Source organism: Streptomyces sp. NBC_00057 (genome assembly GCF_045041165.1).
Classification (GTDB): Bacteria; Actinomycetota; Actinomycetes; order Streptomycetales; family Streptomycetaceae; genus Streptomyces.
The window spans coordinates 5,533,236-5,549,383 of record NZ_CP108256.1; the positions used below are offsets into that span (position 1 = coordinate 5,533,236).

The 16,148-nt window shown below is 69.4% G+C and carries 14 protein-coding genes and 1 riboswitch; of the genes, 13 read left to right on the top strand and 1 reads right to left on the bottom strand.

From position 1 onward, the window contains the following. Window positions 1-190 precede the first annotated feature (190 nt). Window positions 191-1,024 (top strand): glycoside hydrolase domain-containing protein, encoded by an 834-nt coding sequence (locus OG953_RS26080; protein ID WP_405687268.1) that lies wholly within the window; start codon window positions 191-193, stop codon window positions 1,022-1,024. On the opposite strand, the gene OG953_RS26085 is transcribed toward OG953_RS26080, so the two are convergent. Next, the gene (locus tag OG953_RS26085; RefSeq protein WP_405687269.1) at window positions 1,021-3,510 is read right to left on the bottom strand and encodes a YfhO family protein; all 2,490 of its coding nucleotides are present in this window, start codon (window positions 3,508-3,510) and stop codon (window positions 1,021-1,023) included. The two genes, OG953_RS26080 and OG953_RS26085, sit on opposite strands and share 4 nt — an antisense overlap. Window positions 3,511-3,633: 123 nt before the next feature. Here OG953_RS26085 and OG953_RS26090 point away from each other — a divergent pair, with 123 nt between their 5' ends. The 12 genes from OG953_RS26090 to OG953_RS26145 all read left to right on the top strand — a co-directional run bounded on the left by OG953_RS26090 (window position 3,634) and on the right by OG953_RS26145 (window position 16,141). After that, complete coding sequence (locus OG953_RS26090; RefSeq protein WP_405687270.1) at window positions 3,634-4,599, top strand: glycosyltransferase family 2 protein; 966 nt, start codon at window positions 3,634-3,636, stop codon at window positions 4,597-4,599. Next, the gene (locus tag OG953_RS26095) at window positions 4,596-4,997 is read left to right on the top strand and encodes a GtrA family protein (protein WP_405687272.1); all 402 of its coding nucleotides are present in this window, start codon (window positions 4,596-4,598) and stop codon (window positions 4,995-4,997) included. The genes OG953_RS26090 and OG953_RS26095 overlap by 4 nt, the downstream gene beginning before the upstream one ends. 148 nt (window positions 4,998-5,145) lie before the next feature. Next, window positions 5,146-5,802, top strand: a complete 657-nt coding sequence (locus OG953_RS26100) for a SurA N-terminal domain-containing protein (RefSeq protein ID WP_405687274.1) — start codon at window positions 5,146-5,148, stop codon at window positions 5,800-5,802. A gap of 47 nt (window positions 5,803-5,849) precedes the next feature. After that, window positions 5,850-6,824 (top strand): nucleoside triphosphate pyrophosphohydrolase, encoded by a 975-nt coding sequence (locus OG953_RS26105; RefSeq protein WP_405687276.1) that lies wholly within the window; start codon window positions 5,850-5,852, stop codon window positions 6,822-6,824. A 9-nt stretch (window positions 6,825-6,833) separates the two neighbouring features. Then, a complete protein-coding gene (locus tag OG953_RS26110; RefSeq protein ID WP_405687277.1) occupies window positions 6,834-8,147 on the top strand; it encodes a cytochrome P450 in 1,314 nt (437 codons plus the stop codon). A 105-nt stretch (window positions 8,148-8,252) separates the two neighbouring features. Then, window positions 8,253-9,206, top strand: coding sequence for a transglycosylase family protein (locus tag OG953_RS26115; RefSeq protein ID WP_405687278.1), 954 nt, complete (start codon window positions 8,253-8,255; stop codon window positions 9,204-9,206). A gap of 300 nt (window positions 9,207-9,506) precedes the next feature. Further along, window positions 9,507-9,679: riboswitch (cyclic di-AMP (ydaO/yuaA leader) on the top strand. A gap of 3 nt (window positions 9,680-9,682) precedes the next feature. Beyond that, window positions 9,683-10,441: a transglycosylase family protein gene (locus OG953_RS26120; RefSeq protein ID WP_405687279.1), complete on the top strand. Its 759-nt coding sequence runs from the start codon at window positions 9,683-9,685 to the stop codon at window positions 10,439-10,441. A 383-nt stretch (window positions 10,442-10,824) separates the two neighbouring features. Continuing rightward, window positions 10,825-12,105, top strand: coding sequence for a phosphopyruvate hydratase (gene eno, locus OG953_RS26125; RefSeq protein ID WP_030926869.1), 1,281 nt, complete (start codon window positions 10,825-10,827; stop codon window positions 12,103-12,105). Between the two features lie 102 nt (window positions 12,106-12,207). After that, a complete protein-coding gene (locus OG953_RS26130) occupies window positions 12,208-12,678 on the top strand; it encodes a septum formation initiator family protein (protein ID WP_405687281.1) in 471 nt (156 codons plus the stop codon). A gap of 59 nt (window positions 12,679-12,737) precedes the next feature. Continuing rightward, on the top strand, window positions 12,738-13,280 hold the full coding sequence (locus OG953_RS26135; protein ID WP_405687282.1) for a DUF501 domain-containing protein: 543 nt from the start codon (window positions 12,738-12,740) through the stop codon (window positions 13,278-13,280). Window positions 13,281-13,352: 72 nt separating this feature from the next. Next, a complete protein-coding gene (locus tag OG953_RS26140) occupies window positions 13,353-14,294 on the top strand; it encodes a Ppx/GppA phosphatase family protein (RefSeq protein WP_266361037.1) in 942 nt (313 codons plus the stop codon). 461 nt (window positions 14,295-14,755) lie between these two features. Beyond that, a complete protein-coding gene (locus OG953_RS26145) occupies window positions 14,756-16,141 on the top strand; it encodes an NAD(P)/FAD-dependent oxidoreductase (protein WP_114244909.1) in 1,386 nt (461 codons plus the stop codon). Window positions 16,142-16,148: the final 7 nt, after the last annotated feature.

The window sequence follows — 16,148 nt, forward strand, 5'->3', positions numbered from 1 at the left end:
GGCGGAGCCGGTGACGGTCCCGACGAGGGCGAGTAATGGACACACCAAGCTTCCGCAATGGATTGTCACGGAGACCGCAGCCGGGGGCAAAGGCCGACTCCGGCGTGAGACCGTGATCTGCCGCCGGGGCGGCTGACGACTCGCCTGCCCCGTCGGCCTCACACTTCTTTCGAGCACTGTCGAGGTCTCTGTGCCTTCTCACCGCATATCCAAGAAGCGTCGCCGCATCTCCCTGGCCGTGGCAGGCGTGGCCGTACTCGCCGGTGGCGCGTTCGCCGCCGAGGCCGCCATCGCCACCACCGTCTCCAGGCCCGCGCCGAAGATCTACACCGGGCATGTCTTCGACACCTGCACCGCACCGTCGCTGACCACCATGAAGGGCTGGTACAGCTCCTCCGTCTACCACGGTGCCGCCGTGTACGTCGGCGGGAAGAACCGCGGCTGCGCTCAGCCCAACCTCACCGCCTCCTGGGTGAAGTCCGTCAGCGCCATCGGCTGGAAGCTGGTCCCGCTGTACGTCGGTGCGCAGCCGCCGTGCCAGACGAGCGCCAACCCGGAGAAGATGACCGCCGCCAACGCCGCCTCACTGGCCGTCACCGACGCCAACGACGCCGTGGCGAAGGAGGCCGCGCTCGGTATGAAGCCGGGCAGCCCCGTCTACCTCGACATGGAGTACTTCGACCCGAAGAACACCTCCTGCGTGAACACGGTGCTCACCTACATCCGGTCGTTCGACAAGACGGTCAAGGCCAAGGGGTACTGGTCCGGCTTCTACGGCTTCAGCAACTCCAGCGCCGCCGTCGTGGCCAACGCCACGAACCGTACGGACCTGCCGGAGATCCTCTGGTACGCCCGTTACGACGATGTGTACTCCACCACCACGGGCTTCCCGTACGCCTCGACGCTGTACACCGGGCACCGCCGCGGTCACCAGTACGCCGTCAACAAGAAGGTGACGCACACCGGCGGCACGCTCACGATCGACCGGAACGCCTGGGACGCCCCGGTCGCGATCGTGGGCTAGTTCCCGGAGGCGGGGTCCCGCCGTCGTCGCCGCGCCCCCCACACCCCCGCCACCAGCAGGGCGAGCACCGCGCCCCCGCCCACCGCCGCACCCGCCCGCAGGCCCGGCGGGCGGAAGGTGCAGTCGACGGCGGTGCCGTGGGCGGGGGCCGGGGTGGCGACCAGGCCCAGATAGCTGTCGGCGGGCCGGCCCTGGCAGCTCCAGCCCGCGATGCGGGGCGCTGCGATCACGACCGTTCCGGTGCTGCCGGGCGGCAGTTCGGCCCGTATGCCGTTGGCGGTGACATGGACGGCGGTCGCACCTGTGCGCTTCAGACCGGCGACCGCCGAGGCCAGCCGGGACCGGTCCAGGCAGCCGATCGCCTCGTGCGGCACGGTCCCCTCGCGTACGGAGGTCAGCGTGACCACCACCGGCGCACTCCCGCCCGCCGTTCCCAGGCGCTCCATCGGGGCGCGGCGGGCCGGGAGCTGCCCCTTGAGTTCGACCTCCGGGCCCTTGCCGAGCCGCGCGGAGCCGAACAGGTCGGGCGTCCACAGATACGCCTCCGAGGCGGCCGGACAGTGGGCGGTCAGCGTGTACGTACCGCGTCCCACCCGGTAGTCGTACGCACCCCGGTCCGCCACCGCGCCACCGTCCCGCGCGCGCAGCACCGTCGTCGGCACCGTATAGACCCGCGAACCCAGCAGTTCCTCCTGGTTGCGGTACGGCGACCGGCCGTACGGCACGGGGCCGCCCGGCGGCCGTACCGTCACCAGCGGCGGCGCCTCCTCACGGCTCACCGTCACCGGCCGGTCGTCCGGGGCGTTCCACACCTGATACGGGTCGCGCGGCCCCCGCACCCGCGCACCGACCGAGAAGATCGCGTCCGTGACCGGGTTGTCGAGGCTCTGCACGGCCCGGCCGTTCGACGTCCACCCGCCGCCCAGCGCACGCAGCGTGCGGGTCAGCACGGCGGGCGTATGGCTGCTGTAGTACGCGGCGCCCTGCCCGCCCACCAGCAGCGGATCGTTCGCGGTGGTCTGCTCCCGGCCGGGGTCGGTGCGATAGCGCGGCCAGCCGTCGGCGCCCGCGACCGCCGCCGCCTGTATCCGTTGCCGCTCGCCCCAGGGCGCGTAGTGGTCCAGCCGGTTCAGCTTCTGCCGGTCGGCGAACGCGGTGGTCGCGGCGGCCTGCCCCGCCTGCGCGCCGATCAGCAGCACGGCGGCGAGCACCGCGAACCTCCGGCCGCGCCCGACCAGCAGCAGAGCGCCCACCGCAGCCACCAGACCGGCCGCGAACAGCGGATACGTCCACCGCGTGACCAGACCGCTGAAGCCGGCCCCGACCGCGATCAGCACCAGCACCGCGCCGCCGCCGAGCACTGCCCGCCACTGTGGCCAGTCGTACGAGACCGAGATCCAGGCGGCGATCACCACCAGCCCGGCCAGCACGAACGTCTGCCGGTACGGACTGCCGTTGGGTGTGGCGAACGCATGCCAGAGCAGATGCGTCGGCCCCCACTGCAACGACAGCGCGACCCCCGCCACCAGCCCCGCCCACGCCCACCGCTCGCGCCGCGGCACGGACCGCTGGAAGGCCAGCGCACAGGCCAGGAGCAGGGTGCCCGTGCCGAGGAAGAGAGCCGGGGTGAAGAAGCTGTACGTGTTGGGCAGCAGCCGGGCGAGCACATCGGGCCAGGCGGCGGGCGCGAACGTCCGGTCCCAGCCCGGGTAGGCATGCTTCGTCCCCAAGTAGACGGGAATCAGGACGGGCGCCGCGAGACCGACACCCACCCCGACCGTGCAGACCGCCCGCACCAGCCCCCGGACCGCCGCCCGCCGGTCCTCCCGCTCCGTGAAGAGCCGGACCACAAGGACCAGAGCGGCCCCGAGCGTCGCCATGTAGGCCGTGTAGAAGTTGGCCGCCCACACCACCGCGACGAGCAACGGCGCGGCGATGCGGTGCCGTCCCGTCCGGGCCCACTCGGCGGCCAGGCAGAGCAGCGGCAGGGCGACCAGACCGTCCAGCCACATCGGGTTGTACGACGCCTCGACGACCGACCAGCCGCACAGCGCGTACGAACCACCGAGCACGCCCGCCACCCACCAGCGACCGCCGCGCAGCGTCAGTAGCAACAGGGCCATGAGCGCCGCGGCCGACGCCATTTTCAGCACCGTCACCACATAGACCGCGAGATCCATCCGGTCACGTGGGAAGACCCCGACGAGCAGGGCGAACGGGCTGGTCAGATAGGTGCCGAGATCCGGCAGAAAGCTTGTCCCGTACCCGGACGACCAGTTGAGCAGTACTCCGCCGTCGGCGCTCCCGTGCAGCAGGTCCCACAGCCGGGCGTGGAACGGCACGAACTGATTGCCCAGGTCGTTGACACTCCGGGTGTGCGGCCCGAACGGAAAGCTGCGCGCCCAGGCATCACCCGCACAGACGGCGGCGACGGTGAGCAGCGCGGCGAGCGAGCCCGCACGCAGGCGGGGACGGAAAGTCGGCATGCGCAGGAATATGCCAGCCTCGAACGCATAAACCCCTGTCGAAATGGGTCAGTTCACGTGATGGACGCCCATCGGTCATATGAAGCATCGGATTCCGACACGTGGACGGGGTGATGTACATCCGTGCTGATCTCGCTGGTGGTGCCTTGTTTCAACGAGGAAGAGATCCTCGAACGCTTCCATGAACGCGTCACGGACGAAATGACCAGGCTGGGACATGAATTCCAGCTGGTGTACGTCGACGACGGCAGCGCGGACCGGACCCTGGTGATCCTCCAGAAGCTGGCCGCCGCCGACCCGCGGGCCCGCTATGTCTCCTTCAGCCGGAACTTCGGCAAGGAGGCCGCCATGCTGGCCGGCCTCCAGCACGCCGAGGGCGACGCGGTCGTCATCATGGACGCCGATCTCCAGCACCCGCCGGAGCTCGTGGGCCGGATGCTCCAGGAGCACGCGGACGGCTACGACCAGGTGATCGCCCGCCGCACCCGCAAGGGTGACCGCGTCACCCGCACCGTCAGCGCCCGCGCCTACTACTGGCTGATCAACCGCCTGGTGGACGTGGAACTGGTCGACGGCGTCGGTGACTTCAGGCTGCTGTCCCGCCGCACGGTCGACGCCGTACTGGAACTCACCGAATACAACCGGTTCTCCAAAGGCCTTTTCGCCTGGGTGGGATTCCGTACCACGACCTTCAGTTACGAGAATGCCGTCCGCGAGCAGGGCCGTTCCGCCTGGACCTTCGGAAAACTACTCAATTACGGTCTCGACGGACTTCTCTCCTTCAACAACAAACCGCTGCGAGCCGCGCTCTATCTGGGCATGCTGCTGCTGTCCGTCGCCTTCGCCTATGCGGCGTGGATCGTCGGCGTCGCGCTGGTGAGAGGGGTCGACACCCCCGGCTATGTCACCCTGCTCGTCGTGGTCACCGCCCTTGCCGGGGTCCAGATGGTGATGGTCGGGGTGGTCGGCGAGTACGTCGGCCGTATTTACTACGAGGTGAAGCGGCGCCCGCACTTCCTGGTGAAGGCCACGAACACCCAAGCGGCGCCGCAGCCGATACGGGAGCCCCGGGAGTTCGTACGCCGATGACGGTCAAGGCACAGATGGCCCGATTCGCCCTCGTGGGAGTCGTGAACACCGGCACGTACTACGGCTGCTACCTCGTCCTGCTGACCTGGCTGCCGTACATCGCCGCCCATGTGGTCGCCTTCGCGCTGAGCATGACCGGCTCCTTCTTCCTGAACTCCTACTTCACCTACCGGACCCGTCCGACCTGGCGGAAGTTCCTGCTCTTCCCGCTCACCAACGCCGCCAACTTCGTCATCACGACGGGCGGTGTCTATCTGCTGGTCGATCTCGCCGGTTTCAGCAGCCGGTACGCGCCGCTGGTCGCGGCCGCGGCGGCCATCCCGATCACATTCGTCGTGTCGCGCACGATCATGCTGCGCCCGGACAGCAAGGTTCCGGCAGCCGAACGCCTGTCCTGAGCGCCGCCGGGCACCCCCGAGCGGGCCCACATCCCCAACTCCTTCCGAATCGTTGGTCGAACCAGTGGCCCCAACCACATCCACTGCCTAACATCGATCAACGCAAGGTCTTGTGCACTGATGCACAAACTCTCCCCGGGAGGTTCCTTTGCACCGCCGCCGTCGCACCGCGCTCACCGTCTCCGCCGCCCTGCTCGCCGGCGCCCCACTCCTGACCGCCTGCGGCGGCCAGGCCCACCCGGGCGCCGCGGCCCTCGTCGGCGGGGACCGGATCGAGGTGTCCACGCTGCAGGGCCAGGTGGCGGCCGTACGCGAGGCCCAGCGTGATTCGAAGGACGCGTCCCAGCTCATCGACAAGTCCGGGCAGCTCAGCCGGGCCAAGCTGCACGGCATGATCTTCGACCGGGTCCTGGACCGGGCCGCGCAGGACGCGGGCGTGACCGTCAGCCGCAACGAGATCCAGCAGATGCGGAAGGCGGCGGCCGCCCAGTCCGGCGGAGAGACGCAGCTGCGGACGGCGATGCTCCAGCAGAGCTGGGTCGCCCCCGACCAGATCGATGCCGTCCTGCGTGAGCAGGTCCAGCTGACGAAGCTGGCCCAGGCGCTCGGCGCCGACCTGCAGCAGCCCGAGGGGCAGAAGGCCGTCGGCGATGCCCTCAGCAAGGCGTCGAAAGCACTGAAGGTCGACGTCAATCCGCGTTACGGCGCCTGGGACGACAAGCAGACCCAGCTCGCCAACTACAAGGCCCCCTGGATCACCCAGGTCACCAAGCCCGCAGGGACGGGCGACGGGGCCGGCGCCTAGAAGACCGTGGAAAACGGCGACCGGACCGACCGCGGTAGATTCGAACGGTGAACGCTGAAGACCCCGGCCGTATCGTCCTGCTCACCGCCAGCCACCGCGTCGCGCCCGGACTTCTGTCCTGGCCCGCCTGGCAGACGCTGCACGCCGCCGACCGGGTGCTCTGCGCCGAGCAGGACCACCCGCAGCTGCCGTATCTGCGCGAGGCGGGCGTCAGCGTCGAGCATTCCGCGCCCACCGCGCAGGAGCTCGTCGACGCCTGCGCGGGCGGCCGGAGCGTCGTCGTTCTCACGGGCGGCGAGGGCAGCCAGCCGCTGACCGACGGGCTGGCCCGGCTCGCCGGTTCGGGCCGGGTACAGATGCCGGACCTGGAGCTGCTGCCCGGTTCGTACGATCTGCCGGGCGCCCGGCTCCTCGATCTGGTCCAGGTCATGGACCGGATCCGGGTCGAATGCCCCTGGACCTCACAGAAGACCCACAAGGGCCTCGCCAAGTACGCCATCGAGGAGGCGTACGAACTCGTCGAGGCGATCGAGGACGGCGACCGCGACGAGCTGCGCGAGGAGCTCGGGGACGTACTCCTCCAGGTCGTCTTCCACGCCCGGATCGCCGAGGAGGGCCGCCCCGAGGACGGAGCAGAGCCGTTCTCCGTCGACGACGTGGCCGCGACCCTCGTCGAGAAGCTGATCCACCGCCACCCGCACGTCTTCGGCGACGAGAGTGCCGAGACCCCGGAGGACGTGCACGCCCACTGGCTGCGGACCAAGGCCATCGAGAAGCAGCGCGACTCGGTCACCGACGGAGTCCCGCTCGGCCAGCCCGGACTGGCGCTCGCGGCGAAGCTGGCCGGCCGGGTCCGAACCGCAGGACTCGATGTGGCGCTCCCCACGGGCGATGGCATCGGTTACGAGCTCCTCGCCCTCGCCGTACGCGCCGAACAGGACGGCGTCGACCCCGAAGCCGCACTGCGGGCCGCGGGCCGCGCCTACCGGGACGCCATCAGGGCGGCGGAGGGCAACGGGTAACGTCGGGGGGTGAACCACAGCCCCGCCGACCGCCCAGCCGATCATCCCGCCGCCTGCCCCGCAGGCGCCCCCGAACTCTTCACCTGGGAGTTCGCCACCGACCCGTACCCGGCCTACGCCTGGCTGCGCGAGCACAGTCCCGTGCACCGGACCGCGCTGCCCAGCGGTGTCGAGGCCTGGCTCGTGACCCGGTACGCCGACGCCCGGCAGGCGCTCGCCGACACCCGGCTCTCCAAGAACCCGGCGCACCACGCCGAGCCGGCGCACGCCAAGGGGAAGACGGGCATCCCGGGCGAGCGCAAGGCGGAGCTGATGACGCATCTGCTGAACATCGACCCGCCCGACCACACCCGGCTGCGCCGCCTCGTCTCCAAGGCGTTCACTCCGCGCCGAGTTGCCGAGTTCGCGCCGCGGGTGCAGGAACTGACGGACCGCCTCATCGACCGCTTCATCGCGGAGGGGAAGGCGGACCTCATCCACGACTTCGCGTTCCCGCTGCCCATCTACGCGATCTGCGATCTGCTCGGCGTCCCGCGCGAGGACCAGGACGACTTCCGGGACTGGGCGGGCATGATGATCCGCCACGGCGGCGGCCCGCGCGGCGGGGTGGCCAGGTCGGTGAAGAAGATGCGCGGCTATCTCGCCGAACTGATCCACCGCAAGCGGGAGAACCCGGGGGACGACCTGATCTCGGGGCTGATCCGGGCCAGCGACCACGGCGAGCACCTCACCGAGAACGAGGCCGCGGCCATGGCCTTCATCCTTCTCTTCGCCGGGTTCGAGACGACGGTCAACCTCATCGGCAACGGGGTGTACGCACTGCTGCGCGACCCCGCGCAGCGCGAGCGGCTGCAGCGCTCCCTCGACGCGGGGGAGAGCGATCTGCTGGAGACCGGGATCGAGGAACTGCTGCGGTACGACGGCCCGGTGGAGCTGGCGACCTGGCGGTTCGCCACCGAGCCGCTGACGCTCGGCGGACAGGACATCGCGGCCGGCGACCCTGTACTCGTCGTACTCGCCGCAGCCGACCGCGACCCGGAGCGCTTCGAGGACCCCGACACGCTCGACCTCGCACGGCGTGACAATCAGCACCTCGGATACGGGCACGGCATCCACTACTGCCTGGGAGCACCGCTCGCCCGACTGGAGGGACAGACCGCGCTCGCGACGCTTCTGAGTCGCCTTCCGGATCTGCGACTTGCGGTAGAACCTACTGATTTGCGGTGGCGTGGCGGGCTCATCATGCGTGGACTGCGCACTCTGCCCGTGGAGTTCGCACCGGGGGCCGTCACGGCGCAAGGTGACGCTCCGTCAACTCCGTGACTTTCACGTGATCTGTGCTGCATCGACTTGTGACACACGTTCGAGTCCCGCTAGGTTCACCGTTCGACTCACCAGTCACTCGTCAGTCACACGGAAGGCAACCCCATGGGCTCCGCGAACGGCAAGCACCGCCGCCCTCGTCAGGCACCCGCCATCGTCGTCGCCGCGGGCGTGACCGGATCGGCCATCGCCATCCCGCTGCTCGGCGCGACCGGTGCGCACGCGGCCGACGCCACGACCTGGGACCGGGTGGCCGAGTGCGAGAGCGGCGGCATGTGGAGCGCCGACCTCGGCAACGGCTTCTACGGCGGTCTGCAGTTCTCGCAGGAGACCTGGAAGGCGTACGGCGGCGAGACGTACGCCCCGCGTGCCGACCTCGCCAGCCGCGCGCAGCAGATAGCCGTGGCCCAGAAGGTCCTGGACGACAAGGGCCCGAAGGCGTGGCCCAGTTGTGCGGTCATCTCCGGCCTCGCGGTGGACGGGACGCTGCCGGGTGTCGACCCGGGGTCCGCGCCCTCCTCCGAGCCGACGCGGGGCGCGGAGCCGGCTGGCGGTGCGTCGGCGGCCCCGTCCGATGACGCCACGCCGTCGGACAGGGCCTCGGACGTTACGGGCGGCTCGAAGGGCTCGAGCGGTGCCGACAAGTCGGCCGACAAGGCCAAGACGTCCGCGAAGCCTTCGGCCACCGCGTCGGCCAATCCGTCCTCCGGGGCGCCCGATTCATCCGGCTCGCCCGGCTCATCCGATTCGTCCGGCGATGTCGGTGGCAAGCACCGCGGTGCGCCGGCCCCCGAAGGGAGTCGGGGCGCGAACGGCGGTGACCGTGAGTCGGGCCGCCATGCCTCCCGCGGTGACGCCGACGCGCGCGACGCGGGCGCTTCGGTCGCCGACGGTACGTACACCGTGCACCCCGGCGACAGCCTCTGGGCGATTGCTGACGCACAGAAGGTTTCCGGTGGCTGGCCCGCACTCTATGAGGCCAACAAGGAGGCCGTCGGCTCCGACCCGGACCTCATCCTCCCCGGCCGGAGCCTCGATCTCGACGTGAAGGCCGAGTGAGGGCAGTCTGAAAATCGGTTAAAAGTGCCTCAAAAACTGGGGTAGTTCAGAGACCTATGTCCGCTTATGTGTAAGTGAGACATGGGTCTCTTTGCGTCAACTGGCGTGTCGCGCCCGGGTAACCCTTCTGCACCGCCCCCACCTGCGAAAACGACGGTTCCTCAGATGCAAGTAGAGGAAGATTGTCCGATGTGTCCGTCTTTGAATGTGGGGGTTGCGTATGTTTACGGTCGGAGCCGCTCGCACCGCGGGCCCCGTCGACCGTCACGCCGAATCCTGCCGTCGGTCGAAGGGAAACAGACGCGTAAAGCGCCGTTGGCAGGAGCGGGGGACCCAGGTAAGCCGCCGGGCCCGATCGTCGAAAGACGCATCAGGACCGGCTTGGGGTGAAGTCGCGTGCTAGGACGTGCGACCGGGCAACTCACTTGGCCCGAACCCGACAGCTCACCTCGTAGGCGTCGGTGAGGAGAAGTTCCATGCTGTTTTCCAGCAAGGGCAAGCACCGCCGCCCGTCCAAGGCCGTCCGCATCGCCACGCTCGCCGGTGTTGCCGGTACCGCTGTCGCCGTACCGCTGATGGGCGCGACCAGCGCCTCCGCCGCCTCCGTCGCCACCTGGGACGCAGTCGCCCAGTGCGAGTCCGGTGGCAACTGGTCCATCAACACCGGTAACGGCTACTACGGCGGTCTGCAGTTCTCGCAGTCCAGCTGGGCCGCCGCCGGTGGTACGCAGTACGCCCCGCGTGCCGACCTGGCCACCAAGGCTCAGCAGATCGCCGCCGCCGAGAAGCTCCTCGACATGCAGGGTCCGGGTGCCTGGGGCTGTGCCGGCGCCGGCAACCTGACCAATGACGGTGTCGACCCGGGCGTCGACACCGGCTCCTCCTCGAACTCCACCTCCAGCTCCAACGCAACCGAGCAGAAGAGCACCCCGGTCGCGCCGAAGCAGCAGGCCCAGTCGGAGAAGGCCGAGCGCACCGAGGCCCCGGCCGCCTCCCGCTCGGACCGCTCCGCCGCCCCGCAGGCCGAGTCGAAGAAGACCGTCACCACCCCGACCGGCGAGAAGGTCAAGAAGGGCGACGGCGAGTACAAGGTCGCCTCCGGCGACTCCCTGAGCAAGATCGCCGCCGACCACAAGGTCAAGGGCGGCTGGCAGCAGCTGTTCGAGCTGAACAAGGACATCGTCGAGGACGCCGACCTGATCTACCCGGGTCAGCAGCTCCACCTGACGAAGTAGTCCAGGGTCTCTCCTCCCCGAGCCCCCCGGCCCGGCGCGCAATCCCCCATACGCGCCGGGCTGGGGTTTCTGCGTGACGCGTTCACCTCTGTGCGACGCGCCACCTCCATGTGTGGTGCGTCGCCCCTATATGTGCGTCATCCCTATATAGGGGGAGCGCCGTCTGTCGCACTGGGAGTGCCGACTATGGGTGATCGTTCAACTGTTGTAGTTACTGGCCAGTAAAATTCTGACCGTTTGCCCGGCGATGCGCGCTCTTGGGCCCTTTTTCGTCCCAGGGGGCGGGCGGTCGTCCGACTGAGCGGGCCGGGCCGGTTAGGCTCTTGTCGCAAGGCCAAAGTGACCCTGCACAACCAGTGTCATATCCCAGAAGGAGATGCCTCGTGCCGTCCATCGACGTCGTCGTAGCCCGGGAAATCCTCGACTCCCGGGGGAACCCCACGGTCGAGGTCGAGGTTGGCCTCGACGACGGCAGCACGGGTCGTGCTGCCGTGCCGTCCGGCGCCTCCACCGGTGCGTTCGAGGCCATTGAGCTTCGCGACGGTGACCCCAACCGTTACCAGGGCAAGGGCGTCGAGAAGGCCGTCCTCGCCGTGATCGAGCAGATCGGCCCGGAGCTCGTCGGCTACGACGCGACGGAGCAGCGACTGATCGACCAGGCGATGTTCGACCTGGACGCCACCGAGAACAAGGGTTCGCTCGGCGCCAACGCCATCCTCGGCGTCTCGCTGGCCGTCGCCCACGCCGCCTCCGAGGCCTCGGACCTGCCGCTGTTCCGCTACCTCGGTGGCCCGAACGCGCACCTGCTGCCCGTCCCGATGATGAACATCCTCAACGGTGGGTCGCACGCCGACTCCAACGTGGACATCCAGGAGTTCATGATCGCCCCGATCGGCGCGGAGTCCTTCTCCGAGGCCCTGCGCTGGGGCGCCGAGGTCTACCACACGCTGAAGAAGGTCCTGAAGACCAAGGGTCTTTCGACCGGTCTCGGCGACGAGGGCGGCTTCGCGCCGAACCTGGAGTCGAACCGCGCCGCCCTCGACCTCATCCTCGAGGCCATCAAGGAAGCCGGCTACGCCCCGGGCAAGGACATCGCGCTCGCGCTCGACGTCGCCGCGTCCGAGTTCTACAAGGACGGCAAGTACGAGTTCGAGGGCAAGTCCCGCTCGGCCGCCGAGATGACCGAGTACTACGAGGAGCTCGTCTCCGCGTACCCGCTGGTCTCCATCGAGGACCCGCTGTACGAGGACGACTGGGCCGGCTGGAACGTCATCACCCAGAAGCTCGGCGCCAAGGTGCAGATCGTCGGCGACGACCTGTTCGTCACCAACCCGGAGCGTCTGGCCCGCGGCATCGAGGAGGGCTCCGCCAACGCCCTGCTCGTCAAGGTCAACCAGATCGGTTCGCTGACCGAGACCCTGGACGCCGTCGAGCTGGCCCAGCGCAACGGCTTCAAGTGCATGATGTCCCACCGCTCCGGCGAGACCGAGGACGTCACCATCGCCGACCTCGCCGTCGCGGTGAACTGCGGTCAGATCAAGACCGGCGCCCCGGCCCGCTCGGACCGCGTCGCCAAGTACAACCAGCTGCTGCGCATCGAGGAGATCCTCGACGACGCCGCGGTGTACGCGGGCCGCTCGGCGTTCCCGCGTTTCAAGGGCTGAGCACCGGCCCTTCGAGGGCCGAAGGCCCCGGCCTCCGTCCGTCCCCGCACTCGGTCCCGTACCGTGTGCGGGGACGGACGTGCGTAATGGGGAGGCGGAGACATGGCCGCGAAGGACCGGGACCGGTTCTCCACCGCGACCCGGCTGCGGCTGCTCGGCGAGCAGACCGCCGCCCGCGTCTACCGGTCGCAGAACCGGCGTCAGGCCCGCCGCTCCCGGCTCACCGGCCGGGCGGCCTTCCTCGCCCTCGTCGTCTGCTCCCTGGTGGTCGCGCTGGCGTACCCGATGCGGCAGTACGTGTCGCAGCGGGACGAGATCGCCGACCAGGAGCGTATGGCGCAGGAGGCCGCGGCCCGCACCGAGGAGCTGCGCGACGAGAAGGCGCGCCTCCAGGACGATGCGTACATCAGGCAGCTGGCCCGCACGCACCTGCACTACCTTCTCCCCGGGGAGACCGGTTACACGGTGATCGACCCCGACGCGGTCAAGGAGCGCAACGGCGAGACGGACGAGTCCGGCCGGCCGTGGCACTCCAACCTCTGGGACGGCGTCGACAGCGCCGACCGCGACTGACTCTCTTCATCCATCTGCAGAACCGCAGTTCGAGCAGCCCGATCAGAACCTAGGCAGGCATGGAAACCCCCCCTCCGCAGACCGAGTCCACCGCGCCCACCGAGGCGGACATCGCCGCGTTCCAGCAGCAGCTGGGCCGCCCGCCGCGCGGGCTGCGCGCGATCGCGCACCGCTGCCCGTGCGGCAACCCGGACGTGGTCGAGACGCAGCCCCGGCTGGAGGACGGTACGCCGTTCCCGACGACGTACTACCTGACGTGCCCGCGTGCCGCGTCCGCGATCGGCACGCTGGAGGCGAACGGCGTCATGAAGGAGATGACCGAGCGCCTCGGTACGGACCCCGAGCTGGCCGCCGCGTACCGGGCCGCGCACGAGGACTACATCGCCCGGCGCGATGCCATCGAGGTCCTTGAGGGCTTCCCGAGTGCGGGGGGCATGCCGGACCGGGTGAAGTGCCTGCACGTGCTGGTCGGGCACTCGCTGGCCGCGGGGCCCGGGGTGAACCCGCTCGGCGACGAGGCGATCGCGATGCTGCCGGAGTGGTGGCGCAAGGGGCCGTGCGTGACGCCCTGCCAGTCCGAGGACGCGGGCGACGAGGCCTGACCGTTCCCGGGGGCTCCGTCCCCGGACCCCGCTCCTCGATCGCCGGAGGGGCTTGATTCCACAGGAGCATTCATGACTCGCGTGGCCGCCATCGACTGCGGTACCAACTCCATCCGTCTGCTCGTCGCCGACGCGGACCCGTCCACCGGTGAGCTCGTCGAGCTCGACCGCCGGATGGAGATCGTCCGCCTCGGCCAGGGCGTCGACCGCACCGGCCGGCTCGCGCCCGAGGCCCTGGAGCGGACGTTCGCCGCATGCCGCCAGTACGCGGAGGTGATCAAGGAGCACGGGGCGCAGAAGATACGCTTCGTCGCCACCTCCGCCTCCCGCGACGCGGAGAACAGGGACGAGTTCGTCCGCGGCGTGCTGGACATCCTGGGCGTCGAGCCCGAGGTGATCAGCGGCGACCAGGAGGCGGAGTTCTCCTTCACCGGCGCCACCAAGGAGCTCGCGGGCCGAGATCACCTCGCGAAGCCGTATCTCGTCGTGGACATCGGCGGCGGCTCCACCGAGTTCGTCGTCGGCGACGACCATGTGCGGGCCGCGCGGTCCGTGGACATCGGCTGCGTACGGATGACCGAGCGGCATCTCGTGCACGACGGTGTCGTGAGCGATCCGCCGACCCCCGGTCAGATCACCGCGATCCGCGCCGACATCGACGCCGCCCTCGATCTCGCCGAGGAGAGCGTCCCGCTCACCGGGGCCGCCACCCTCGTCGGCCTCGCCGGGACGGTCACCACGGTCGCCGCGATCGCCCTGGGGCTGGACGTGTACGACTCCGAGGCGATCCACCACTCCCGGATCTCCCTCGACCAGGTCCAGGAGATCACCGGACGGCTCCTCACCTCCACCCACGCCGAGCGTGCCGCGATCGGTGCGATGCATCCGGGACGGGTCGATGTGATCACCTCGGGAGCGCTGATCCTGCTCGCCGTGATGAAGCGGACCGGGGCCCAGGAGATCGTCGTCAGCGAGCACGACATCCTCGACGGAATCGGCTGGTCGATCGCGTAGGTCCGCTCGTGCGGAGGAGGCGCGCAGGGGGCCTCCCCCAGGGTGCGAGAACGGTGCTCATGCGCACTCCGGCCTGCACTTTTGAGCCTTCGTGGGCCACTCGGGGGGTGCCTCGAGGGACACGTCGCAACGAAGTTCGTGAACTTCTTCACAAGGAATTCGGCCCCGCGGGGGGCAGTTCTGGTCCGTATGGGCATCCAGGGTCGCTCGCGGGGGCGTTCCGCGTCGATACGGGACTGTTCCGGATGCGTTGCCGGCGTGTGAATCGGAGCGGTGGTTCACCCGGCTCGGAGGCCCAAGGGCCAGCTCACAGGCGGTGAGTAACGTTCGCCGCCACACCGTGGTTCCCCTCCGGTGTCATGACCTCGGTCACGCGGGCGGCGAAGTGTAGCAGAGGGTGGGCCAAACCTTGTGAAGGGGCTCACGAGCATGCCCTCGGAGGGGGGTGGATACTCGATGGCATGAGCACCACGGAGCGTCCCAGGATCCTCGTAGTAGGCGGTGGGTACGTAGGCCTGTACGCAGCTCGGCGCATTCTCAAGAAGATGCGCTACGGCGAGGCGACCGTCACGGTCGTCGACCCCCGGTCGTACATGACCTACCAGCCCTTCCTCCCCGAAGCCGCCGCCGGCAGCATCTCGCCTCGGCATGTCGTCGTCCCGCTGCGACGCGTACTGCCGAAGGCCGAGGTTCTCACCGGCCGCGTCACGACCATCGATCAGGACCGCAAGGTCGCCACGGTCGCGCCGCTCGTCGGCGAGGCCTACGAGCTGCCCTTCGACTACCTGGTCATCGCGATGGGCGCGGTCTCCCGCACCTTCCCGATCCCCGGCCTCGCCGAACAGGGCATCGGTATGAAGGGCATCGAGGAGGCCATCGGCCTGCGCAACCACGTCCTCGAGCAGTTGGACAAGGCCGACTCGACGACCGATGAGGACGTCCGTCGCCGGGCGTTGACGTTCGTCTTCGTGGGCGGCGGGTTCGCCGGTGCGGAGACCATCGGCGAGGTCGAGGACATGGCCCGCGACGCGGCGAAGTACTACACGAACGTGAAGCGCGAGGACATGCGCTTCATCCTCGTCGACGCCGCCGACAAGATCCTTCCCGAGGTCGGCCCGAAGTTGGGCACCTGGGGCCGGGAGCACCTGGAGTCCCGGGGCGTCGAGGTCTTCCTCTCGACCTCCATGGACTCCTGCGTCGACGGTCATGTCGTGCTGAAGAACGGCCTCGAGGTCGACTCCAACACGATCGTGTGGACGGCCGGCGTGAAGCCGAACCCGGCGCTGGCCCGCTTCGGTCTGCCGCTCGGTCCGCGCGGTCACGTGGACACCTCCGAGAAGCTCCAGGTGCAGGGCACCGACTACATCTGGGCCGCGGGCGACAACGCCCAGGTCCCGGACATGGTCGGCCGCAGGGCCGGCAACCCGAACGCCTGGTGCCCGCCGAACGCCCAGCACGCGCTGCGTCAGGCCAAGGTCCTCGGTGACAACGTCATCTCCGGGATGCGCGGCTTCCCGCAGAAGGAATACAGCCACGCCAACAAGGGTGCGGTCGCCGGTCTGGGGCTGCACAAGGGCGTTGCGATGATCGTCATGGGCAAGATGAAGATCAAGCTCAAGGGCCGTCTCGCCTGGTACATGCACCGTGGCTACCACGGTCTGGCGATGCCGACCTGGAACCGTAAGATCCGGATCTTCGCCGACTGGACCCTTGCGATGTTCCTCAAGCGCGAGGTCGTCTCTCTCGGCGCCATGGAGACGCCGCGCGAGGAGTTCTACGAGGCCGCCAAGCCGGCCCCGGCACCGGCCGCCGCCAAGGCCGAGGGCGAGAAGGCCAAGGCCTCCTAGTCCGCCC